Origin of the sequence: Aquabacterium parvum (genome assembly GCF_001447195.1) — a bacterium.
Classification (GTDB): Bacteria; Pseudomonadota; Gammaproteobacteria; order Burkholderiales; family Burkholderiaceae_C; genus Aquabacterium; species Aquabacterium parvum.
On the sequence record NZ_LFRI01000157.1, the window covers coordinates 16,408 to 37,684 of the forward strand.

Sequence of the window (21,277 nt, forward strand, 5' to 3'; positions counted from 1 at the left end):
GCCCCCCTGATGCGCGTCAGCCCTTGTAGCGGATGAAGCCCTTGTTGATGCTGCCCACCTTGCGCTTGAGGCGGTAGACGCCGCCGCCTTCGCGCGTTTGCGAGGCATCGGTGTTGCCCTCGATGGTGTGGAGGTAGCCCCCTTCGACGCGCTCGACGAAACCGGTGTGGCCCATGCCGCCACCAAAGTCCATGATGAAGACCATGCCGGGCTGGATGAGCCCCGGGTCGGCGACCGCATCGCGCGCCAGCAGGCGGGTGCCGCCATGTGCCTCGGCCTTGTTCCAGTGGGCCAGGCAGCCGGCGGTGCGGTACATGGGGTTGTCGATGCCCAGGCCCTTGGCGGCTTCGTCGAAGCACCAGTAGGTGAAGGCGCAGCACCAGGCCAGGCCCGACGGCACACCGGCACGGCGCAGGTATTCGTCGACCTCGGGGCCCCGGTTGCTGTTGCGCGGCTGCTCGCGCACCCCGGCATCGGCTGCGGCCCCCGCCTGCGCCAGCACCTGCGCGGCCAGGCCCTTGGGCTTGACCTCGACCTGGGGCACGCGCTGGGTGCCGAACAGGGCCTCCCAGGTGAGCGAGCCCACCTCGCCATCGACCTTCAGCGGCTGGAGCTGGCTGTCGACATTGCGCGCCTGAAAGAGCTTGACGGCCTGCTTCATGCGCGGGCCGAACAGGGGGTTGTCGGCGTCGAGCACGATGGCCTCGCTGCCGCGCAAGGCCAGGGCCTGGTTGAGCGCGGTCTTGAGCGCCTTGACGATGCGGGCGTCGGTTTCGCCCGACTTGATGACACGACCTGGGTATTTCATGGATTGCCTTCCTGTGCTGCTTGCGGGGTTCAGTAGTCCAGTCGTTCGACCTTGACGGGCACCGGCTTGGCCGGGTTGGCGATGTAGCCCAGCGCTTGGCCGACCAGCTCCACCGAGTTGTCGAAACAGCCGTGGGTGGACTGCTCGGTGCCTGCGCCGTTGGAGATGCTGCGCGCGTCGAGCAGGTGCAAGTTGGCACCGCCATGGGGCAGGCCCCGCCAGAAGTCTTGCCAGCGGCGCACATCGGCCACGCGGTCGCGGGCCCAGCTGTCGTCGGCCGCATCGGGCTGGGTGGTGGCGGGGTCGAAGTTGCGGGCCATGCCCAGCAGCGGCATCTTGTGCACGTCCTCGAACGAGCGGCTCACGAGGTAGAGCAGCGACTTGCGATACGGCCCCACGGTGTCATCCAGTTCGTTCTTGTCGGACAGGGTGTGGATGTGGAAGTGCTCGGCGGGCAGCACGCCCTTTTGCACGGCCGGCACGTAGTGATCGAGCGCAAAGCGCGTGGTGCAGGCCGGCGCGAACAGGCGTGTGCTGGCAGCCTTGAGGCCTGCGGCCGACATCTGCTTGAGCATCGAGCCCAGCACGATGGAGCCGGCGGAGTGGCCCACCAGGTGGATCTCCAGGCCCGGCACCTCGGCCTTGAGCTTTTTCAAGCGCTCCACCGCCAGGCGCACGCCACCTTGCGGGTCTTCGCTGGCGCGGATGGCGTTGAGCTTCATCTGGCCCCACATGGCGCCACCGGGTGCCCGCAGCACCGGCTCGAGCATGCGGTCGGTGCCTTCGGCGATGCGATCGAGCCAGCCGCGCGCCGGCGAGCCGCCACGCGAGGTGAGGCCGAACTTGGCGCCGAGTTCTTCGACGAGGTCTGAGACGGTCTCCATCGGGCCCGAGCGCCAGGTCACGAACAGGGGGTAGATGCCGTTGGCCAGGGCGTAGGGCGCCATCACGCGGACGCGACCGACGGAAGCGCTTTCGCTGTTGAGTCCACCATGGGCGTAGACCATGACCTTGACGCTGCCCCGGGCCTTGAGCCAGGCGGCGGGGCGGCTGAGCACGGCCGAGTCGAGGGCAGCTTGCGGGCTTTCGGCCGTGATGTCGTTGCGCACCGGGAAGCCCCGGTCGAGCACGATGGTGTGGCGGTAGGCCTGGTCGGCGTCGAGCGGGCGGTGCTCGGGCTTGCGCACGCTGCGGTAGCGGCGCGCCAGGGCGTCGTCGGCACCGATGAGGCCATTGGGCCGGTCGGGCACGGCGCCCATGGCGCTGCCGCTGAAGGGCACCAGGAAGCGAGGCGAGCGCACCAGCTTGGCCGATGCGCCCGTGCCTTGGCTGCGCACCATGGGAGCCCCCTGCCCCAGTTGCTGGCAGGACACGCCCATGGTGAAGACCCAGGCGTCGGTGGCGTGCTGCACCCAGTCTTCATAGGGCAGCAAGGCAAAGCCGTGCGAGCCCCAGCTCGGGCCCCAGGAGTTCTGCACCACGAAGCCCTGCTCGTTGTAGCCCACCAGCGCGAAGGCGTGGCCGCCGGCTTGTTTGGGTTGGGCCACGGGCTTGATGCGCACCAGGTCGGCGTGGCCCTTGAGCTGCTTGCGGGTGGGCACGGCCCAGCCTTCGTGCACGGTGGCCGACACGTAGACCGCACCGTTCTGGAAAATGGCGGCCTGCAGGTCGACCACCGAACGCACGTCGACGCGGTAGTACACGCCCAGCGTGCGCGAGAGCGCATCGACGTCCCAGTTGTGCTCGGGGTCGTCGGGCAGATCGGGGTCTTCAAGGGGGGCGACGTGCACGCGGCGGCCCTTGCGGTCGAGCTTGTAGGGCCACAGGTCTTCCCGGCACACGCCGTGGCGGTGCCAGCCCTTGAGCGCGCCGCGGCAGCTCGAGCCTTCGTAGTCCTCGCCTGGCCACTCGTCGTACATGCGCGCGAGCTGGTAGAGCATGGCGGGGCTGACCTTGCGCGCCTGGACCTCGGGCTTTTGCAGGCTGATCACGAAGCCCAGGTAGTTGACGACGGCGGCCAGGCCGAAGCCGGTGCAGGCCCCTTCGGAGCCCTGGTCGAGCACCAGCTTTTGTTTGGCGTACTGGGGCAGGTAGGTTTCGACCCAGTCCTTGGGCGGCCATTCCGATGGCAGGTTGCCCAGGGGCGGTGTGTAGGAGCGGTCTCGCAGGTCGAGCCGGTCAGGGCGGGCGTCGAGTGAAACGGTGCGTTGGCCGATGGTGGCCTGGCGGGTGGGCATGGCGGTGGTCTCCCCTCGTGTTGCATGTGTGAACAAATGCTAGCGAGAGGGCGCGCGCCTGCCCATCATGAAACCTAGGGAGTTGGGGTGCCTTTGCGCCAAGGTGCGTCGGCCTTGCGCCACGTCAGGGCGCAGTGATGCACCGCCATGTCACCTTGCGCCAGGTGAGCTCAGCATGTGCGACCTTGCTTCTGCTAGATTCTTGTCCCATAAACGATCAAGCAGAGAGGAACAACATGGCCACGTTGCCATTTGTTGTATTGGGTGACCGAACCACTCACGGTGGGACGGTCATCAGCGCCGATTACACCTTTGACGTACACGGCAAGTACGTGGCTCGTGTCGGCGACATGACTGTGTGCCCACGGTGCAAGGGAACATTCCCAATTGTCAGTGGCTCGCCTGACATGACGTCAATGGGCCAATCCCCGGCAAGACACGGCGACAAAACAGCATGTGGCGCGACATTGATAGCAGGCCAAACCCTCGCCACCTGGTCAGATCAAAGCTCAATCGCTGATTTCGCTGCCGATGACAAAGCAGAGGCTTTGGTGCAAGCAGCCAGCGTCGCTGCGCCAACCACCTCAGGTGTCTGCCTTGACTGCCTGATGAAGGCAGCCGCAGCGGGCAGCTCATCCGTTGTGCGAGGGTGAGCATGGTCATTGATGTCAATGAGCGACTGGCCGAGTTGCGCCAGAACTGTGCTGCGCTTCGCCTTTACGCGCTGGTTGATGGTCTTCAATACCAAGATCATCGAGGCTTTCGGCTGACTGCTCAAAACGGGTACAGGCCCTTGTTCGCCGGGACGGCTGACGAGCCGTTGAACCATGCTGGCCCCTGGCTGGTTGATGCAGAGACTGTTGGAAGAGAGCAGGTCGATGACTTGGCTCGCCTCGAATTTGAAGCGCCTGCTGTGACTTGGTTGATCGCCCCTCAAACCCCGGAAGGATTGGCGCAATTGATGCAATTGCGCCTGAACACCCGTTTGCCTGATGGGCGAACAGCCCTGCTTCGTTTTTGGGATCCCCGTGTGCTGGTGAGCCTGGCACAGCTGCTGGACGAAGTCCAACGAGTTGAGTTCTTTGCGCACATCGAAGAATGGCACTTGCTTGACAACGGCAAGCGGGCATGGATCGGGAGGCAGTCATGCTGACACTGAACGAGGCCCAGTGGCGTGCACTTCAAGCCCATGACAATCGTCAGTTTGTGCTCAATGTGGTCGATCAGTTCTTAGCCAACAGGCCAGACATGCGCGAAACACCTGGGAAATATGGCGTGGCCGAGCGCATTCAGGCGGCACATGAGTACGGCACCCGGATCGGTTTCACATCCACACCTCACATGGTGCGATTGATGTACTTGGCCGCAGACGCACCTCGGATCCACGACGATCCAGTTGTCCATCACCATCTGAGCAAACCTGGCGCAACGCCAGAGCAGCGGCTGGATGACTTGCTGGCCGTCATGAACAAAAAACTTGAGGAGACTTCCTGATGGTTGCGCTTGTTGTTCCAGCGGTTGAAGCCGCTGCCATGCGTGTTTTGGCCGCCCTGGGTGTGGGCGTCGTCGCAGGCGCAGCAGGTGAAGCTGCGCGGGATGCTGCCAAGCAGCACAGCGAGGCGGCCGAACAGGCGAAGAGCACCCCGATCGCCAAAACCGAGGCCACGGCCGGCACAAAGGAAAAGTGCAAGGCGTGCCCGCCAGACAAAGGTGCGCCCCTCAACAGATCAACAGCTGGCTGGTCTGACACATCGATTGCTTACCAAGCAAAAATCTGCGGTCTTCCGGTTGGGGCAGGCTTCATCACGGAGTGGATGTTCAACGGCATCAGCTTCGATGGCTTCGATTCCTCTCAATGTCTGTTGAAGGAAGCAAAGGCGAAGTACGATCAATTTTTTGATGAGTACCGCAGGGTTCGCGGCTGGTGGACAGAAGGTGCCGACAAGCTGGTTGAAGAGGCGTACCGGCAAGCCTCCGCTGCGCAACCAAGACCACCTGTCCAGTTGCGATGGCACTTCATGGAGCCCATCAGCTACCGTTATTTCTCCAAGGTGATCAAAGCCGCATATCCCGATCTCGAGGTGGTCTATCAGCCATGAAATCAACACCAGCGATGGAGCTGTTCGTGCGTCGAGCACAGCCCACATTGATCGACGTCACCACGCAGTTGCAAGAGCTGTACGAATTCGCTCGTGTTGTCGGCGAGTTTTCACCGCTGTTGCAGCGTTGGTGTCTTTCGTCGGACAAAAGCAAACACGACGCACTCTTGTATGACGCCTTTGATGCCAATGGACCCACAACGGCTGCGTTGGCCGTGCTCCATCACAAGAGCATGGGCGTGACCGACGTTCGTTCCATTTCTCTTTGGAATGGCGCTGAATCAGATGCCGAAGTCGCCACGCTGTCATCTCGCGTGAACACCCTCGGTCGGCCGGACACGGTGGAATTCGCCATGCGAGTCGCTCCCGAAGTCACGGACTGGCGCGTGCCGCTTGGCTGGCTGCAACGCGCCATTGCCATCTGGCGTCCAAACGCCTGTTCATTCGGCCCGTATTGGTACAGTGACCACAAGGTCTTTGAAGATCGCCCGGGTGTTGCCTGGATGCTCTACCTGCCCAAAGTCTTGACTGCGCAGCAGGTGCCAGAGGCTCGTGCCTTGGTGCCTGTTGCCGACGAAGACAACAACCAGACGGGCACCATCATTGTCAGCATCACCGATGAGCCCTTCTCCGAAAACAACCCGGAGCATGTCAAGGTGGCCAACTCGATTGAGACTCGGCTGGTTGACCAAGATCTGTTGCCACGTTACGCGGATTTGTGAGAAGTCGGCCCCATTACGAATTTGATGGCCCATCCAAGAGCCCAAAACACAAAAGACAACACCAGAAAAGCAGCAAACGGAGCGAGCACCGAAATCGTTTTTGCAAATATTTCAAATTCGCGCGCCTGCTTACTCAATACGTCAACTCGAGCCTGAAGGCTGATGAATTTTTGTTTGACTTGTTTGTCTGCAAAATCAAAAATACCCTCCCTTTCATCGTGGCACTTGTACTCCCAAAGATCGGGTACGAAAGCGAACGGTCGGATGTCGCAGTAAAGCTAGAAATCGGGTTCTGAACTGAGACTGCCCTTGCGCAGGGACAGCAGTTGCTCTTCACTGCGCTTCATTTCATCTTTGGCAATCCCGCCATCAGCAGGGAGCTCATATGGAATGATCTTGTGGCTAAACCCGTCTGGCAAAAAAACACTTCGTCCGAAAGTGATGGGCACCTGATGCCGGACGTTATTGGCGTTTTTGCCATCCCAGGTTTCGCTTATACACAGGAATTCTTCAGCCTGTTCAATGCATGTGATAGTCGAATGATGGGGCAAAACAATTTCGTTTTCAGAAACCCACCATCCAAGCAAAAACAAAGGAATCACCAAAACCAAACAGAGACGCAGGAACATGGATTTGGCAAGCACGGCCGACACTCCGATTATTTTCTTTTTAAGTATGCTGCCCAATGTGGGCCCAGATCGATCCGCACAGGAACGTAAATCTTAGCGTAGCCACCGATTTTGCTCGGGCCCCCTGAGCCTCAAGGCGACACCTTGCGCTTGATGAGCTGGGCCAGCGGCTGCGGCAGGCTGGCCAGCGAGCTCAGCACATGCGGCAGCAGGCGCAGCTTCAGCCCGGCAAAGGCATTGGGCACCACGGCCTCGATGAGGTGAGGGCCGGGCGAGCGCAGGGCGTTCTCCAGCGCGGTGTTGAATTCTTCAGCCGTGGTGGCGCGCACCGAGTGCACGCCCATGCTGGCGCCCAGTTGCACGAAGTCCAGCCCGGGGTTGGACAGATCGAGCTGCGAGCGGGCCTTCTCGCCGCTGCCACCGCCCTGGCCCGTCGCCCCCACGCGCTGCAACTCCACGTTGAGGATGGCGTAGGACTTGTTGTTGAGGATGACGGTGGTGACGTTGAGCCGCTCGCGCGCCATCGTCCACAGCGCCTGGATGGTGTACATGGCCGAGCCGTCACCCACCAGCGCCAGCACCGGCCGGTCGGGGCAGGCGATGGCCGCGCCCACCGCGTTGGGCAGGCCCTGGCCGATGGCGCCACCCGTGAGCGTGACCACGTCGTGGCGCGGCGCGCCCTTGGTGAAGTGCGGCAGCATCACGCCCGAGGTTTGCGCCTCGTCGACGATGATGGCGCGCTCGGGCAGCAGGTGGCCCACGGCCTTGCAGACCTTCTCGGCGGTGAGCTTGCCCTTGGGGCGATCGGGCCGCGTGGCCGACTGCAGCAAGGGCTGCACGGCGTCGGCACCGAGCTTTTGCGCCAGCTTCGACAAGCCGCCCACGGCATCTTGCGAAGGCGAGGCCAGGGTGTGCACGGTGCAGCCCTCGGGCACCAGGTCGCTGGCCTTGCCGGGGTAGGCAAAGAAGGACACCGGCGACTTGGCGTCGACCAGGACCAGGTGCTTGAGGCCGTGCAGCTGCACCGAGGCCAGCTCGGCCAGGTAGGCGATGCGCTCGACGTGGGGCAGGCCCGCGCCGCGCTCGATGCGCGTGGGGAAGACCTCGGCGAACAGCTTGACGCCGGCCTTGACCGCGATGCGCGAAGCGGCGAGGAGGCCGGGCTCGCGCAGGGCCCGCGCGCCCATCAACAGCGCGGTCTTCTCGCCCGACTGGATGGCCCGGGCGATGGCGTCGATGACGTCGTCCTCGGCCACCGGTGGCAGCACCAGCGTCGGCAGGGCCGCAGGCACGCCACCTTCGCTCCAGGACACGTCTGCCGGCAGGATCAGCGTGGTGACCTGCGCGGGGGTGCCCATCGCGGTGGCCACGGCCTCGGCGGCGTCGTTGGCCAGCTCGGCGGTGGACGACGAGGTGCGCACCCACTTGGAGACGTTGCGCGCCACGGTCTCGATGTCGGATTGCAATTGCGCGTCGTACTGGACGTGGTGGGTGGCGTGGTCGCCCACGATGTTGACAATGGGCACCCGGCCCTTGCGCGCGTTGTGCAGGTTGGCCAGGCCATTGCCCAGGCCGCAACCCAGGTGCAGCAAGGTGGCTGCGGGCTTGCCGGCCATGCGGGCGTAGCCGTCGGCCGCGCCGGTGGCCACGCCTTCGAACAGCGTGAGCACGGCGCGCATGCGCGGCTCGTGGTCGAGCGCGGCCACGAAGTGCATTTCGGAGGTGCCGGGGTTGCTGAAGCACACGGTCACGCCGGCGTCGGCGAGGGTCTTCATCAGGGCTTGGGCGCCATTCATGTCGGGGTCTCCTGCAGGTCGGGTGTTCGTGTTGGAATCGGTCGAAATGGGGTCGGCAAGCGGTCAGTCCAGTTGGGCGGGGCCGATGTCCGACACCCGGGTCACGCCGGCCAGGGTCATGGCCAGCTGGAGTTCACGCTGCCAGCTGCGCAGCAAGTCGGTCAGCGCCGCCTCGCCCCCTGCGGCCAGCGCCCAGGCCCAGGGCCGACCGATGAGCACGCCCTGGGCGCCCAGCGCCAGCGCGCGGAACACGTCCACGCCACTGCGCACGCCGCCATCGACCAGCACGGTCAGCGCACCATCGACGGCCCGCGCGATGCCCGGCAGCTTGCAGGCGGTGGCGGCCACGCCATCGAGCTGCCGGCCACCGTGGTTGGACACGACCAGTCCTTGCACGCCGCTGCGCACGGCCTGGCGCGCGTCTTCCTCGTCGAGGATGCCCTTGAGCAGCACGGTGCCCGGCCACTGGCTGCGCACCCAGTCGATGTCGGACCAGGTCACCGTGGGGTCGAACTGCGTGTCGATCCAGGCCTTGAAGGCGTCCATGTCCTGGGCCAGCGGCACCTGGTCGTGGAGGTTGCCAAAACCATGCGGCTTGCCTCGCACACCCACGTCCCAGATCCAGCCGGGACGAGACAGCAGGTGCGCCGCCTTGATCAGGGCCGCGCGGCCGGCCGAGGCCGACAGGCCGTTGCGGGTGTCGCGGTGGCGCATGCCCGAGGTGGGCAGGTCGACCGTGAAGACCAGGGTGCGGCAACCGGCTGCCCAGGCGCGTTGCAACAGGGCCTGCACGATGCCCCGGTCGCGCAACATGTAGAGCTGGAACCAGATCGGCTGCTGCACGGCGGCTTGCACCTCGCCCAGCGGGCAGATGCCCACGGTGGACAGGGTGAAGGGCACGCCGGCGGCCTCGGCGGCGCGGGCGGCCTGGACCTCACCGCGGCGCGCCAGCAAACCACCCAGCCCCACGGGCGCAAGTGCCAGCGGCATCTGGCAGGGCTGGCCAGCCAGCGTGGCCGATGTGTCGACGCCATCGACGTCGCGCAGAACCCGTTGACGCAAGGTCACGCCAGACCAGGCGGCCTCGTTGGCGCGCAGGGTTTGCTCGTCGGTGGCCCCGCCGTCCACGTAGTCGAAGAGGAAACGGGGCAGCTTCGCCTGGGCCCTCAGGCGCAGGTCGGCAGCGGTGGCGGGCAGGTGCAGGGGCATGTTGGTGGACGCCTTCTCGCAAAGAGGGGTCAACGCGAGTGGGTGGCGCGGTGGGGCTCACCCGCAGCCTCGGACGCCGCCACATGCCGCCGCATCACCCAGGCAAACAGCAGCCCGCCCACGTACATCAGCACCCCATACAGCGCCCCGGGGATGGCCATGGTGCCGTCCTGCAGCACCGTGCTGGCGATCACCAGCGCCAGGGCCGCGTTCTGCACCGCCGTTTCGATGCCCAGCGTGATCGACTGGCTGCGCGACAGCCGCGCCAGCCAGGCCACCGCAAAGCCCAGGCTCAGCATGGTCAGGTTGAGCACCAGCGCCAGCGGCGCCAGGGACGCGAAGTGCGCCTGCACCATCGGCCAGTTCTTGATGACGGCCAGCACCACGATGAGCACGAACAGCCCCGTGGCGATGCGCGTGGCGCGCGGCTCGAAGCGCAGCGCCCAGTCCGTCCAGCGGTGGCGCGCGACCATGCCGAGCGTGACGGGCAGGCCCATCACCAAAGCCACCTGCCCCATCATCAAACCCACCGGCACGTTGACCGCGCGTTCGGTGCCCATGAAGTGCGCCAGCGCCCCGGTCACGATGACCGGCAGGGTGAAGATGGTCAGCAAGCTGGCGATGGCCGTGAAGCCCAGCGCCAGGGCCACATCGCCACGCGCCAGGTAAGTCAGCAGGTTCGAGGTGGCCCCCGTGGGGCACGCGGCCAGGATCATGAAGCCCACCGCGAAAGCCCCGCTCAGGCCCATGAGCTTGAGCATGCCGAAGCACACCAGCGGCAGCAGCACGAAGTGGCTGAACACGCCCACCAGCAGGGCCCTGGGCTGCACGAGGATGCGCCGGAAGTCCCCCACCGTCAGCCCCAGGCCGAGCGAGAACATGATGAAAGCCAGGATCAGCGGCAGCAGCACGCTGGAAACAACATCACCTTGCACCTTGGCTCCTTGTCAGACGGTTGTCGATGGGATGAAAACGAAGCGCATCAAGCCCCGGTCACGATGGAGCGGGCCGCCGCGCGGGCCGTGAGGATGCAGCCCGGCAGGAAGGTGCCCTCCAGCGACCGCTTGCCGCTGGCCCCGCCCCCGCCAAAGCCGGCCGCCTCGCCCACGCAATACAGGCCAGACACCGCCTGGCCATCGGCTTGCAGCACGCGGCTTTGCAAATCGGTCTGCAGCCCACCCAGGCTCTTGCGCGTGATCAGCTGCACCTGGATGGCGATGTACGGGCCCGCGCCCCTGGCCTGCAGCGGCGCAGGTTTGCAAGTGCGCATGCGGTCGGGTCCCCACTGCCGTGCGTGCACGATGCGGCGGACCTGGTCGTCGTTGGCCAGCTCCAGGCCCTTGGCGAAGTTGGCGTCGAAAGCGTCAACCGTGGCCTGCAGCGCCACCGGGTCGATGTGCTGCTCACCTTGTTCGGCCAGCGTCAGCGCGTTCATCTTGCGGGCCAGCCCAGCCAGCGTGTCGTCGACCAGGAAGTGCGGGCTCTCGCGCTGCATCTGCTTGACGAGGCGGTGGTTGCCCAACGCGATCTCCAGCAGGAAATGGACGAGCTGCTTGTCGCGCACGCGCTGGTTGTGTTCGGCACCGGAGATGGCGAACTCCTTGGCCGCGATGCGCCAGTTCATGAGGTGCCAGGTCCAGGGCTTGGGTTGCGCGGCCACCTGCTGGCAGAGCTCGTGCGTGTCGAAACCGGTGACCAGGGGCTCGGGCCCGATGCGCCGGCCGGCGTGGTCCAGCCACAGCGCCGACTTGCACGGAATGGTCGACAGACCATGGCCCGGAAAGTGCGGCTGCGGGTGCGGGATGCCGGCGGCGTAGTTCCACATCTCGCCCGCGTGGGTGAGCTGGGCGCCGAGTTCGTCGGTGGCCAGGCGGTGCAGGGCGCCGTCGGCAAACGGGTGGGCGCCATTGAGCAGGGTGGCCGGTCGCGGGCGGTGCGCCGGCCAGTTGGCGATGCACTGCTCGGTCGAGCCGTTGACGCCGCCCATGGCCAGCACCACCACGGGCGCTTCGATGCGCACCTGCGCGCCGCTGGCCTCGTGCACGGCCTGCACGCCATTCATCACGCCACCGCTGTTTTCCAGGCCGACGACGCGGTGCCCGCTGAGCACCTTCAGGCGCCCGCCGGAATCGGCCGCCTGCATGGCCGAGATCATGCGCCGCGTGAGCTCGCGCGAGGTGCCCCAGACCACGTGGTAACGCGGCACGCTGTTGCCTTCGCCAAAGCGCCCGCGCTCGACCCAGTTCACGGCGGGGAAGAATTTGAGGCCGTGCGAGACCAGCCAGTCGTAGACCTGCTCGCGCGAGTGCTGCACGTAAAACTCGGCCCAGCGGCGGGGCCAGGTGTCGCCCTCGGCGAGCTCACCGAAGCTGAGCCAGTCGCGCAGGGCGCGCTCGGGCGAATCGGCGATCTTCATGCGGCGCTGCAGGGGGGTGCCCACCAGGGCCATGCCCCCGAAGGCCCACAGGGCCAGGCCGCCCAGGCGCTCGGGCGTGTCGCGGTCGACCACGGTCACGTGCCGGCCCGCCTTGAGGCATTCCAGGGCCGTGACGATGCCCGCCAGGCCGCCACCCACCACCACCACGTCCGTCCGCACAGCCGAAGCCATCGATCGCTTCCTTCTTCCAACACGTCGCTGGCCGCGACCTTATCCACTTATGATCCCTGACCATTGACCTTGGAGGACAGCGAGATTGACTTCACAGGCCATGGTGTCGATGAGCTGGGTGCGCACAGTGTTGGCAGAAGCGCAGCGCCAGGGAATCGAGGAAACCACCCTGCTGCGCGCCGCGGGCATTCAGCCTCAGGAGCTCGATCGCGAGCGCTGGCCCATCGACCACATCACCCGGTTGTGGCGGGCCGCCGCGCGCCTGACGCAGGACGCCGGGTTCGGCCTCAAGGCCGGTACCGTGGTGGGCCCGGCCAGCTTCAACGTGGTCGGCTTCATCGTGCAGTCGGCCGCCACGCTGCGCCAGGCCCTGACCGTGGTGCAGAAGTACCAGTCGCTGATTTCCGACGGCGGGCGCTTTCAGCTGCTGGCCGGCCCCCAGACCAGCTGGCTGGTCTACCACCCCAGGCAGGGTGACCTGGCCTTCAGCCCCCACCAGATCGAGGCCGTGCTGGCCGCCGTGGTCAGCGCCTCTCGCTGGATCACGCCACAGCCCCTCAGGCCGACCCTGGTGCGTTTCAGCCACGAGGCCGTGGGGCCCTTGGCCGGCTACCGCGAGGCGTTTGCCTGCCCGATCGAGTTCAACCAGGCCTACAGCGGCCTGCTGATCGACAACAGCGTGCTCGATTTGCCCCTGCCGCAGGCCAATGCCCAGCTGGCGCGCCTGCACGAGCAGTACGCGGCGGCGCAGCTGCAAGCGCTGGCGCAGCAGCAAGGCCTGGACGAGGCCGTTCGCAACTGGTTGCGCGAGCAAATGGCCTCAGGTGCGCGCATGGCGGCGCCCACCCGGGCCGAAGCGGCGACCGCCTTCGGCGTGGGTGAACGCACCTTGGCGCGCCGACTCAGCGAGCGGGGCACCCACCACAACGCCTTGCTCGATGAAGCGAGGCGCGAGCTGGCGCTGCAATGGCTGGCAGGGGGCGAGCGCACGGTGCGCGAAGTGGCCCAGCAACTGGGCTTCGCCGAACTCAGCCCTTTTTATCGGGCGTTCCAGCGCTGGAGCGGCAGCTCGCCGCGCGCCTGGGCCACCCGCAACCGCTCGGTCGGCTGATCAAGCCACCGCGCGCAAGCGGGCCTGCGGCACCCAACGACGCAACAGGGCAGCCAGCTGCCTGAGCTCGCAGGGTTTGGGCAAGAAGTCGTCGAAGCCCGAAGACGGCAGGTGCATGCCCGCCGCATCGAAGCTGCAGGTGCTGAAGGCAACGATCGGGGCGGCCCGATGGCGTTGATCCTCCTCCAGGCGGCGGATGCGGCGCATGGCCTGCACGCCATTCATCACCGGCATCTGCAGGTCCATGAGCACCAGGTCGAAGGACTCGTTGACCTCGGTGCCCGCCCAGGCCTGCACGGCCATCCAGCCGTTCTCCACCAGCGAGACCTCGCAGCCCAGCGTGCGCAGCTGTTCCATGACCACGAGGGCCAGCACGGCGTCGTCTTCCACCAGCAGGACGCGAGGCGACGCGGATGGCAGCTTGAACGAGGGGTGGATCGGGACGGGCATGGGCGTGAAGCTGGGCAACAACATGGCCCCAGCTTAGGCACCCGACGGGTTAAGCACCCCCGCCCGCAGACGGGCACCGACCCCGACTTTGGTCGGGCTTCAGCCCTGAGGCACCAGCTTGTGCTTGAGCGCCAGCACCACCGCCTCGGTGCGGCTGTCGACCTGCAACTTGCCCAGCACGTTGGTGACGTGGTACTTGACCGTGGGCAGCGCGATGCCCATGGCCTCGGCGATCTCCTGGTTGCTCATGCCCTGCACCATCAGGGCCAGCAGCTGGCGCTCGCGGGTGGTCAGGTCGGCGCCGGGCACGTCGCGCTGCTGGTTGGCGATCAGGGCGTCGGTGATCTCGGGGCCCAGCACACGGCGACCAGCGTGCACCTGCCGGATCATGGTCACGAGCTCCTGCGCAGACGCGGTCTTGAGCAGGTAGCCCCGCGCGCCGGCGCGCACAGCGCGGTCGACCTGCAAGGGGTCGAGCAGGCTGCTGAGGACGACGAAGCGGGTGTCGGGCAGCGAGGCGTGCAAGGCTTCGATGACCCCCACGCCGTCGAGGTGGGGCATGGCCATGTCCAGCAAAACGACGTCGGGCCGCACCGTGGGGATGAGCTTGACGGCTTCGCGGCCATCGGCGGCTTCGCCGGCCAGCGTCAGGCCGCCTTCTCCTTGGATCATGCCGGCCAGGCCAGCGCGCACCATCGGGTGGTCGTCGGCCAGGAAGACGCGGATCGCAGGGGTGTGGGTGTCAGTGGGCATGGTCAGTTGGCGTCGTGGGGGGTCACCCCATTGCACGGTGAGGTCGGTGCCTTGGCCCGGCGCGCTCACCACGGTCAGCACGGCGCCGATCTCTTCGGCACGCGCTCGCATGTTCTCCAGGCCGAAATGGCCAGGGTGTTCGGCGGTGGTGTCGAAACCGCAGCCGTTGTCACGGATGCGCAGCATCGCGCGCTTGGGGCCTTGCACCACCCATTGCACCTCGGCCTCGGTGGCGCCGCTGTGGCGGCTGACGTTGGACAAGGCTTCCTGGGCGATTCGGTAGAGCTGCATGCGCACGGGCGCCGACAGGCGATCGGCCGAAGCGACGTGGCGCACGAAGCGCGTGCCACCCCGGCTGCTCTGGGCGTCGATGGCATGTTTGAGCAGCTCGCCGAAGGTCATCTTCTCCAGCGCATCGGGCCTGAGCTCGAGCATGAGCATGCGCATCTCGGCCAGGGCCCCCTGGATGAGCTGGCCCAGCGACTGCGCCTGCTGGCTGAGGGCCTCGTCGGCGCCAGCCTTCAGGGCCTTGCCCAGCGTGCCAGCGATGACGTGGGCCGCGAAAAGCGTCTGTGACACCGCGTCGTGCAGGTCGCGGGCGATGCGGTTGCGCTCGGCCATGACGGCCAGGTCGCGTGCCTGTTCGGCCAGCTGCGCATGGTGCATGGCCAGCGCCGCCTGGCTGCTGACGGCCTGCAGCAGGCGCACGCGCTCGGGGTCGAAGTAACCGGGCTCGGCGTGGTCCACCCGCATCACACCCAGCACCTCGTCGCGGAACTGCAGCGGCTGGGCCACCCAGGAGCGGCTGTTGCGGTAGAGCGTGGAGGTGCGCGCATCGTCGGTGACCCGGTCGAGCAACCAGCTCAGGAAGCTGTGCTGCACCTGGTTGTCGACCACCGTCTGGCGCTCTCGCTCGATGCGCTCGTAGTGGCGCAGGTTGCCCCGCGACAGGCGCATGCCCGAGAGGTCGTCGCCGTCCAGGCCCTCATGGCCCTCGCCGGTGCGGTAGCCGATCAGCACGACCCGCCCTTCGGCGCTCAGGTCCTCGCGCGCCCACAGCGAAGCACTGCTGTAGCTCAAGGTGCGCTCCAGCGCCTGCAGCGCTTCATCGACCAGGTGGTGCAGGTCGGTCTGCTGGGCCAGGCCGATGGACAGCTCCTGCAAGGTGCTGAGCTCGTGGGTGCGCGCATGCAGGCGCTGACCCAGGGCGTGGTTGAGCGCCTCCAGCTCCTTGCGGTGGCGACGCACCGCCAGCACAAGGCGGCGCAAGCGGGCCGACAGCACGAAGAGCTCCGCCGACGCGTTGAGCAGGGGCACGTCCAGGCCGTCGCGCAGGTGTTCGCTTCGCAAGGACTGCGCCGCGTCCGACACCCTCAGCAGCGCCGCCGAGGCGCGCCAGGCCACCCAGGTCGCAGCGGCCGTGGCGGCCAGGCCGGTCAGCGCCATGGCCAGCCAGGTGTGCGGCTCACCCCAGCCCCATGCCGCCGTCGCAACGGGCACGGCAGCCGAGGCCAGCACACCCGTGCCCGCAACCTGCTGGGGCAGGCTGCCCTCGTTGAAAAGCCGCCGAAAGAGGCGCGGCAGGTGCCGCAGGCCGATGCTCACCGAGCGGCCTCAGGCAGGTGGGTTGCCACGGTCTTCGTCGATGCGGGTGTAGCGGCGCGCCAGCGCGTCGAGCAATCGCCCCGCCACCTCTCTCCCGCCCAGGCCCAGCGCCAGCGCCAGGCCCAGCGCGATCGCACCCACCACGGCCGCGAAGGCGATGACGATGATGTCGCCCGGCAGGCCGGACTGGCGCAAGGCCAGCGCCGTGGAAAAGAACAGGATGGTCCAGCGCGCCACGCGGGCCCAGGCCAGGGCCTCGTGCCGCCCGCTGGCCTCGACGGCCTGCGCCGCCGCAGAAGCCAGCCACAGGCCGATGGCCAGCACCAGCGCCGCCGTGACCAGGCGCGCCATGACCGAGCCCAACACGGTGACGACCTCGGTCAGCACCACGAAGCCCAGCACCTGGCAGGCCTGGGTGATGGCTGCCATGACAAAACCCAGCATGACCAGCGAGCCGGCCAGCTCGGCCAGGTCGCGCCCCGCGAACCGCCAGCCGTCGGGCAGGCCCATGCGCGCGGGCCAGCGGTTGACACCGGCCCCACCAGGGCGGTGACCACCACCCCGGCCACGACCCGGCCCAACAAGGCGCCGATGCCCACGATCAGGCCAGCAGAAACCAGGCGCGGCACCAGGGCCACGACCGCGTCGAGCATCTGGCCCACCGGGCGGGCCACCGCCTCCAGGCCCAGGGCCTGCAGCCCCGCCGTCAGCGTGGGCAGCATCACCAGCAAAAACACCGCCGAGCCCGCCAGGCTGGCCAGCTTGCGCTCGCCCAGGGCCGAGCCCAGGCCCAGGCGCTCGGCCAGGTTCTCGGAACCCGCCGCGATCAGCAAGCCTTCGACGATCTGCCTGAGGATGCGCGCCGCCAGCCAACCCACCCCCAGGATCACGACCGCGCCAAACAGGCTCGGAACGTAACCCATCAAACGCGACATCATCACGTTGACCGGGTCGAGCAAGGCCTGCAGCTGCAGCGTGCCCAACAGGGCCGGCAAGGCCAGCAGCCAGACCAGGCCCGTGGCCACCTGCACCAGCACGCCGGCCAGGCCAGGGGTCTGCAGGCGGCGCTCCAGGCCGGTGCGCTGCGCCAGCCGGCTCACGGTGGCGCGAACCAGGCGCGAGAGCACCCAGGCCACCAGCACGATGCCCGCAGCCGCCATCAGGCGGGGCACGAACGGCCCCACTTCGGTTGCCATCAACTGCTCCACCTCCATGCGGATGTCCATGTGCGCTGCTCCTGCGTGTCATCGCCCGCCCGATGGCGGAACCAGGCACCCATCTTACGCAGCCAGTTGCTGGAGCTTGGCGATGTGGGTGGGCGTGGGCGCCGGCCAGCCCGCTTCCTGGCAAACGCGCAGGATGGCGGCGTTGGTGTCGAAGTACACCTGCCAGTAGTCCACGGTGTGGCAATACGGGCGCACGGCGATCACGGGCCCGACCAGGTTGATGTCGAGCACGTTGACCTCGGGCACCGGCAGGTCGAGCACATTGGGCACCTTCGAGACCGCCTTGCGCAGGCGCACGATGGCGTCGGCCACATCCACGCCAGCGGCCAGCTGGGCCGTGCGGTCCACGCGCCGAGCCGGCAGGGCCGAGAAGTTCTGGATGGTGTCGCCGAAGATGCGCCCGTTGCCGACGATGGTCATGACGTTGTCCGGCGTGATCAGCGTGGTGCCGAACAGGCCCAGCTCGTGCACCGTGCCGGTGACACCGCCGATGGAGACGAAGTCACCCACCTTGAACGGGCGCAGCACCAGCATGAAGGCGCCGGCCGCGAAGTTGCCCAGCAGGCCGCTCCAGGCGGCGCCGATGGCCACGCCCGCACCGGCAATCAGCGCGGCAAAGGAGGTGGTCTGGATGCCGAAGTACCCCAGGATGCCCAGCGCCAGGGCGATGTTGAGCGTGATGGCGATGATCGAGCCCAGGTACTTGGTCAGCGTGGGGTCGACGTGGTTGCGGTTCATCGCCGCCTGCATCAGCGAGATGGAGCGACCGATCACCCAGCGCCCGACGATCCAGAAGGCGATGGCCGCCAGGATCTTGAGCCCGACATCGAGGGCGGTGGTCGTGAGGAACTGCTGAATGGGCTGGATGTAATCGTTCACGGGTCGCTCCTGTGGGGCATCGAACTGGGAGCCGATGCTAGGAGGCCGTGGGCGACAAAGCCCCATGCACAGGAGGGGGGTGGACCCATCCGAAAGTCGGGGCAGCCCACCAGCATAAGGGCGATTGGGGCCCTTGTGGGGTCCCGTTGCATCGAAACGCCGAACCCGGGGTTTCCTGCCAAATCTGCCCACCCAAAGTGGCGCGGTTTCTGCATGATGGGCATCAAGCGACCCGCTTCAACCACTTCGCCGGAGGACTCTCGCATGAATTGGTTCGACAACGTTTCGTCAGACTGCGATCAGCCCATCGCAGCGGCCTGCCTGATGCACGGCCACTGGCGTCATCAGCGGAACCCGTTCACCGCCCCGGTGCTTTGCCGGGTGGTGCTGGACGTGGCCGAACCTCGCGTGGTCGCCGCCCAGGTGATCGAACACGGCATGGTGGAAGACCTCGAGAGCTCCGAGCTCGAAGACCTGACCCATGTGCTGGTCTCGCAGGACGTGCACCGCCAGGCCCGGGCCTGGGGTTTCAACGCCTGCACCCGCCTGCCCACCTGGGCCCGCCCCAGCTTCACCGAAAGCCAGATCGAGGAGCTCGAGCGCATCGAGGGCTACCTCATCGACGCCTCGGACGACAACATCGACGACGTGCTGCAGCTGCGCGACGAGTTCCTGCGCGGCATCGGCATGACCGACCAGGACGTGATGCGCGCCGCCCGCTCTCCCGAGCAGGCGCCCTGCGGACGCAAGGGCGGTCGGCTGGTCAACTGAGCCCGACTTGTTCGGTCGGTGATTCAGACGGGGGCCCGGTGCCCCCGCTGCGGCATTTTCAACGCGACGTGATCAGGCCAGGTGACGGGTCCACAGGACCTCGCCCGCCTGGAGCGGGTCGCCCGTGCGGTTGAAGGTGTCGAGCCAGACCTTGTACGTGGGCACGACGCCGGCGTCCCAAGGGTGAAAGCCGGGCTTGAAAAAGCTCAGGTAGCTGGGGATCATGCGGGTGTAGAGCCCGCCGATGCCGAACAACCACCACGCGCCCTTGGCGAACATCTTGATGCGCTGCCAGCGGCTGAAGCCGTCGACCTTGAGCATGTAGCGCGTGGTCAGGGCCACGTTGAGGTTGAACAGGAAAGTCACCATGATCAGCGCGAAGGTGCGGCGCAGGTAACCGGCCTTGGCCACCTTCTGCAGCACGTCGAAGGCCACGGCCTTGTGCTCCATCTCTTCCATGGCGTGCCAGGCGTACATGGCGCGCATGCGGTGGTCGGCCTGGCCCAGCACCTTGGGGTCCTCGCACAGGGCTTCGGCCATGGTGGCGGTCAGGTGCTCGGCGGCGGCGGTGTCGGCCAGCGTCACCACGGGGGCGAACTTGCTGCGCGCCCAGTTGGAGATGCCACGCTGCACGTTCTCGAGCATGTCGACGTCGATGCCCTGTTGGCGCAGTCGGTCGTTGTACTGGCTGTGCACGATGCCGTGCTGGCCCTCCTGGCGCATGAAGTCCTTGACGTCGGCCAGCAGCTTGGGGTCGGTGATCTGGTCGCGGTAATCGCGCACGCAGGAGATGAAGTAGCGCTCGCCCTCGGGGAAGATGGTCGACATGGCGTCGAAATAGCGCGACTTGAAAGCATCGCCACCAAACCAGTACTTGGGGATGTCGCCGCCGAGGTCGAAGTCCAGCTTCTCGCGGGGGACGATGACGGGCGCCTGGGTTGCGTGCTGGCTCATGGTGGACTCCTGGTTTTCGACGGGGGGTGTTCGAGCGTGACTTTAGGCCCGATGGCACCCGGCGCGTGAGGGAAAGTGGCGACACGCAAGGGGATTTGCGCGACGCCGACCCTCAGGCCGCTGCGGGCAAAACCTGCGCGGACGCGTTCGCCGCGGCGCCAGGGGCCGAGTCCAGGGGCAGCCAGGCGGTCAACCGCGTGCCCTCGTTGGACATGGAGTCGATGGCCATGCAGCCACCCAGGGCCTCGAAGCGAAAGCGCATGCCGCGCAAGCCGTGCCGGCCCGCGACGAGCCTGGAGGCATCGAACCCCTTGCCGTCGTCCCAGACTTCGACCCTCGCCAAACCGTCCTGCGCCCGCAGGCGCACCACCGCGCTGCGCGCGTTCGCGTACTTGGCCATGTTGGTCAGGGCCTCCTGCGCGAAGCGGTAAACCGCCAGGGATTTGTCCGCCGACAGTTCGACCGCCTCCAGATCACAACGGATGGGGATTTCACAGGTGCGCGACATCTCGCTGCACAGGATCTCGAGCGAAGGCTGCAAACCCAGGGAGCGCAAGATCGATGGGGACAAGTCTTCGATGATGCGCCGTTTCAAGGCGATGCCGGCATTGAGCGACTCGACCAGGCGTTGCAGCTTCGGCTCCACCTCGGGCACCTGTTTGAGGCTGGGCCGCATCGACGCGACGTTCAGTTTGGCCGACGTCAGCAGTGCCCCAAGCTCGTCGTGGAGCTCGCGCGCAAGCCTGGCCCGCTCGTCTTCGCGAGCGGACTGCAAGTGCTGGGTCAGCTCCCGCAAGTCCGCCATGCGCCGATTGACCTCTTGCTCCAGTCCATCACGCTCGTCTCGCAGGGCCTGACGCTGGCGCTCACGCTCGCGCTCGAAGGCACGGCTCGAGGTGATCAACGCCACCAGCACCAGCGTGCACAACACGGTCAACGAAATCACGCCAATGCGCCCGAGCAGGAAAATCTCGCGCACCGCTGCCAGGCCCTTGGCAATGTGCTGATTGCGATGCTGCATCGTGGACTGAACCTCGTCACGCAACTTCTGCATCATCTCCAGCCCGATGCCCGTGCGCACCAATTCCATGGCGCGACTTTGCTCGCCCTGGTCGTGCAGCCGCATGACCTCAGACATCTCTGTCAGCTTGGCCTGCATCGCCGCCCGCACACGAGCCTGCAACACGCGCGTCTGCGGGTCCCGCCCGTCGCGATCGAACTGGTCGACCTGGTTCAGCTCCGCGAAGACATCGGACGCGGCCCGCTCGTAAGGCTTGAGGTAGGCCTTGTCACCCAGCATCAGGTAACCGCGCTTGCCCGACTCGGCTTCGGTGAGCCTCTGGAAAGCGTTCAACAGCCGCAGCCGCCAGCGCCACGGGGATGCTGTAAGCCCCCAGTCGCACCTTCGTCCACCAACCTG

The 21,277-nt window shown here is 66.6% G+C and carries 21 protein-coding genes; 7 read left to right on the forward strand and 14 right to left on the reverse strand.

Going from position 1 to position 21,277, the window contains the following annotated elements:
• Positions 1-16 precede the first annotated feature (16 nt).
• The gene (locus ABG80_RS05990; protein WP_058086844.1) at positions 17-808 is read right to left on the reverse strand and encodes a CHAP domain-containing protein; all 792 of its coding nucleotides are present in this window, start codon (positions 806-808) and stop codon (positions 17-19) included.
• Between the two features lie 29 nt (positions 809-837).
• Positions 838-3,045 carry a C1 family peptidase gene (locus tag ABG80_RS05995; protein ID WP_058086845.1) on the reverse strand — a complete coding sequence of 736 codons (2,208 nt, stop codon included), beginning with the start codon at positions 3,043-3,045 and terminating at the stop codon, positions 838-840.
• Positions 3,046-3,281: 236 nt separating this feature from the next.
• Here ABG80_RS05995 and ABG80_RS21275 point away from each other — a divergent pair, with 236 nt between their 5' ends.
• From ABG80_RS21275 to ABG80_RS06015, 5 genes are read left to right on the forward strand one after another with little or no spacing between them, the layout of a single operon-like run.
• On the forward strand, positions 3,282-3,698 hold the full coding sequence (locus ABG80_RS21275; protein WP_083505860.1) for a PAAR domain-containing protein: 417 nt from the start codon (positions 3,282-3,284) through the stop codon (positions 3,696-3,698).
• A 2-nt stretch (positions 3,699-3,700) separates the two neighbouring features.
• On the forward strand, positions 3,701-4,198 hold the full coding sequence (locus tag ABG80_RS21280) for a DUF4123 domain-containing protein (RefSeq protein ID WP_152987488.1): 498 nt from the start codon (positions 3,701-3,703) through the stop codon (positions 4,196-4,198).
• A complete protein-coding gene (locus tag ABG80_RS06005; protein WP_058086913.1) occupies positions 4,192-4,539 on the forward strand; it encodes a hypothetical protein in 348 nt (115 codons plus the stop codon). Before ABG80_RS21280 ends, ABG80_RS06005 begins: the two co-directional genes overlap by 7 nt.
• Positions 4,539-5,144 (forward strand): restriction endonuclease fold toxin 5 domain-containing protein, encoded by a 606-nt coding sequence (locus ABG80_RS06010; RefSeq protein ID WP_058086847.1) that lies wholly within the window; start codon positions 4,539-4,541, stop codon positions 5,142-5,144. The genes ABG80_RS06005 and ABG80_RS06010 overlap by 1 nt, the downstream gene beginning before the upstream one ends.
• Positions 5,141-5,866 (forward strand): immunity 52 family protein, encoded by a 726-nt coding sequence (locus ABG80_RS06015; RefSeq protein ID WP_058086848.1) that lies wholly within the window; start codon positions 5,141-5,143, stop codon positions 5,864-5,866. Before ABG80_RS06010 ends, ABG80_RS06015 begins: the two co-directional genes overlap by 4 nt.
• A 278-nt stretch (positions 5,867-6,144) precedes the next feature.
• Here ABG80_RS06015 and ABG80_RS21885 read toward each other — a convergent pair whose 3' ends face one another.
• The 5 genes from ABG80_RS21885 to ABG80_RS06035 all read right to left on the reverse strand — a co-directional run bounded on the left by ABG80_RS21885 (position 6,145) and on the right by ABG80_RS06035 (position 12,108).
• The gene (locus ABG80_RS21885; RefSeq protein WP_152987489.1) at positions 6,145-6,510 is read right to left on the reverse strand and encodes a hypothetical protein; all 366 of its coding nucleotides are present in this window, start codon (positions 6,508-6,510) and stop codon (positions 6,145-6,147) included.
• A gap of 116 nt (positions 6,511-6,626) precedes the next feature.
• Positions 6,627-8,291, reverse strand: coding sequence for an acetolactate synthase large subunit (locus ABG80_RS06020; protein WP_058086849.1), 1,665 nt, complete (start codon positions 8,289-8,291; stop codon positions 6,627-6,629).
• A 63-nt stretch (positions 8,292-8,354) separates the two neighbouring features.
• Positions 8,355-9,500 carry an L-lactate dehydrogenase gene (locus ABG80_RS06025; protein ID WP_058086850.1) on the reverse strand — a complete coding sequence of 382 codons (1,146 nt, stop codon included), beginning with the start codon at positions 9,498-9,500 and terminating at the stop codon, positions 8,355-8,357.
• 29 nt (positions 9,501-9,529) lie between these two features.
• Positions 9,530-10,435 carry a bile acid:sodium symporter family protein gene (locus ABG80_RS06030; protein WP_058086851.1) on the reverse strand — a complete coding sequence of 302 codons (906 nt, stop codon included), beginning with the start codon at positions 10,433-10,435 and terminating at the stop codon, positions 9,530-9,532.
• A 47-nt stretch (positions 10,436-10,482) separates the two neighbouring features.
• The gene (locus ABG80_RS06035) at positions 10,483-12,108 is read right to left on the reverse strand and encodes an FAD-dependent oxidoreductase (protein ID WP_058086852.1); all 1,626 of its coding nucleotides are present in this window, start codon (positions 12,106-12,108) and stop codon (positions 10,483-10,485) included.
• A gap of 85 nt (positions 12,109-12,193) precedes the next feature.
• On the opposite strand from ABG80_RS06035, the gene ABG80_RS06040 reads away from it, so the two are divergent.
• Positions 12,194-13,219, forward strand: a complete 1,026-nt coding sequence (locus ABG80_RS06040) for an AraC family transcriptional regulator (RefSeq protein ID WP_058086853.1) — start codon at positions 12,194-12,196, stop codon at positions 13,217-13,219.
• Here ABG80_RS06040 and ABG80_RS06045 read toward each other — a convergent pair whose 3' ends face one another.
• The 5 genes from ABG80_RS06045 to ABG80_RS06065 all read right to left on the reverse strand — a co-directional run bounded on the left by ABG80_RS06045 (position 13,220) and on the right by ABG80_RS06065 (position 18,132).
• Positions 13,220-13,693 carry a response regulator gene (locus ABG80_RS06045; protein WP_058086854.1) on the reverse strand — a complete coding sequence of 158 codons (474 nt, stop codon included), beginning with the start codon at positions 13,691-13,693 and terminating at the stop codon, positions 13,220-13,222.
• Between the two features lie 75 nt (positions 13,694-13,768).
• Complete coding sequence (locus ABG80_RS06050; protein WP_058086855.1) at positions 13,769-16,027, reverse strand: response regulator; 2,259 nt, start codon at positions 16,025-16,027, stop codon at positions 13,769-13,771.
• 9 nt (positions 16,028-16,036) lie between these two features.
• The gene (locus tag ABG80_RS22510) at positions 16,037-16,456 is read right to left on the reverse strand and encodes a hypothetical protein (protein WP_058086856.1); all 420 of its coding nucleotides are present in this window, start codon (positions 16,454-16,456) and stop codon (positions 16,037-16,039) included.
• Positions 16,408-17,253 (reverse strand): mechanosensitive ion channel, encoded by an 846-nt coding sequence (locus ABG80_RS06060; RefSeq protein ID WP_058086857.1) that lies wholly within the window; start codon positions 17,251-17,253, stop codon positions 16,408-16,410. Before ABG80_RS06060 ends, ABG80_RS22510 begins: the two co-directional genes overlap by 49 nt.
• A gap of 54 nt (positions 17,254-17,307) precedes the next feature.
• A complete protein-coding gene (locus ABG80_RS06065; protein WP_058086858.1) occupies positions 17,308-18,132 on the reverse strand; it encodes a mechanosensitive ion channel family protein in 825 nt (274 codons plus the stop codon).
• A gap of 264 nt (positions 18,133-18,396) precedes the next feature.
• Here ABG80_RS06065 and ABG80_RS06070 point away from each other — a divergent pair, with 264 nt between their 5' ends.
• Positions 18,397-18,903, forward strand: coding sequence for a hypothetical protein (locus tag ABG80_RS06070; protein WP_058086859.1), 507 nt, complete (start codon positions 18,397-18,399; stop codon positions 18,901-18,903).
• Between the two features lie 72 nt (positions 18,904-18,975).
• Here ABG80_RS06070 and ABG80_RS06075 read toward each other — a convergent pair whose 3' ends face one another.
• Together ABG80_RS06075 and ABG80_RS06080 are read right to left on the reverse strand one after the other, a co-directional pair.
• The gene (locus tag ABG80_RS06075) at positions 18,976-19,857 is read right to left on the reverse strand and encodes a metal-dependent hydrolase (RefSeq protein ID WP_058086860.1); all 882 of its coding nucleotides are present in this window, start codon (positions 19,855-19,857) and stop codon (positions 18,976-18,978) included.
• Positions 19,858-19,969: 112 nt separating this feature from the next.
• The gene (locus ABG80_RS06080; RefSeq protein ID WP_058086861.1) at positions 19,970-21,211 is read right to left on the reverse strand and encodes a CHASE3 domain-containing protein; all 1,242 of its coding nucleotides are present in this window, start codon (positions 21,209-21,211) and stop codon (positions 19,970-19,972) included.
• Positions 21,212-21,277 lie beyond the last annotated feature (66 nt).

Excerpts from the sequence above, each read along its gene's own strand:
- ABG80_RS05990 (WP_058086844.1), bottom strand. The coding sequence starts at position 808 with ATGAAATACCCAGGTCGTGTCATCAAGTCGGGCGAAACCGACGCCCGC.
- ABG80_RS05995 (WP_058086845.1), bottom strand. The coding sequence starts at position 3,045 with ATGCCCACCCGCCAGGCCACCATCGGCCAACGCACCGTTTCACTCGAC.
- ABG80_RS21275 (WP_083505860.1), top strand. The coding sequence starts at position 3,282 with ATGGCCACGTTGCCATTTGTTGTATTGGGTGACCGAACCACTCACGGT.
- ABG80_RS21280 (WP_152987488.1), top strand. The coding sequence starts at position 3,701 with ATGGTCATTGATGTCAATGAGCGACTGGCCGAGTTGCGCCAGAACTGT.
- ABG80_RS06005 (WP_058086913.1), top strand. The coding sequence starts at position 4,192 with ATGCTGACACTGAACGAGGCCCAGTGGCGTGCACTTCAAGCCCATGAC.
- ABG80_RS06010 (WP_058086847.1), top strand. The coding sequence starts at position 4,539 with ATGGTTGCGCTTGTTGTTCCAGCGGTTGAAGCCGCTGCCATGCGTGTT.
- ABG80_RS06015 (WP_058086848.1), top strand. The coding sequence starts at position 5,141 with ATGAAATCAACACCAGCGATGGAGCTGTTCGTGCGTCGAGCACAGCCC.
- ABG80_RS06020 (WP_058086849.1), bottom strand. The coding sequence starts at position 8,291 with ATGAATGGCGCCCAAGCCCTGATGAAGACCCTCGCCGACGCCGGCGTG.
- ABG80_RS06025 (WP_058086850.1), bottom strand. The coding sequence starts at position 9,500 with ATGCCCCTGCACCTGCCCGCCACCGCTGCCGACCTGCGCCTGAGGGCC.
- ABG80_RS06035 (WP_058086852.1), bottom strand. The coding sequence starts at position 12,108 with ATGGCTTCGGCTGTGCGGACGGACGTGGTGGTGGTGGGTGGCGGCCTG.
- ABG80_RS06045 (WP_058086854.1), bottom strand. The coding sequence starts at position 13,693 with ATGTTGTTGCCCAGCTTCACGCCCATGCCCGTCCCGATCCACCCCTCG.
- ABG80_RS22510 (WP_058086856.1), bottom strand. The coding sequence starts at position 16,456 with ATGGCAGCCATCACCCAGGCCTGCCAGGTGCTGGGCTTCGTGGTGCTG.
- ABG80_RS06060 (WP_058086857.1), bottom strand. The coding sequence starts at position 17,253 with ATGGACATCCGCATGGAGGTGGAGCAGTTGATGGCAACCGAAGTGGGG.
- ABG80_RS06070 (WP_058086859.1), top strand. The coding sequence starts at position 18,397 with ATGAATTGGTTCGACAACGTTTCGTCAGACTGCGATCAGCCCATCGCA.
- ABG80_RS06075 (WP_058086860.1), bottom strand. The coding sequence starts at position 19,857 with ATGAGCCAGCACGCAACCCAGGCGCCCGTCATCGTCCCCCGCGAGAAG.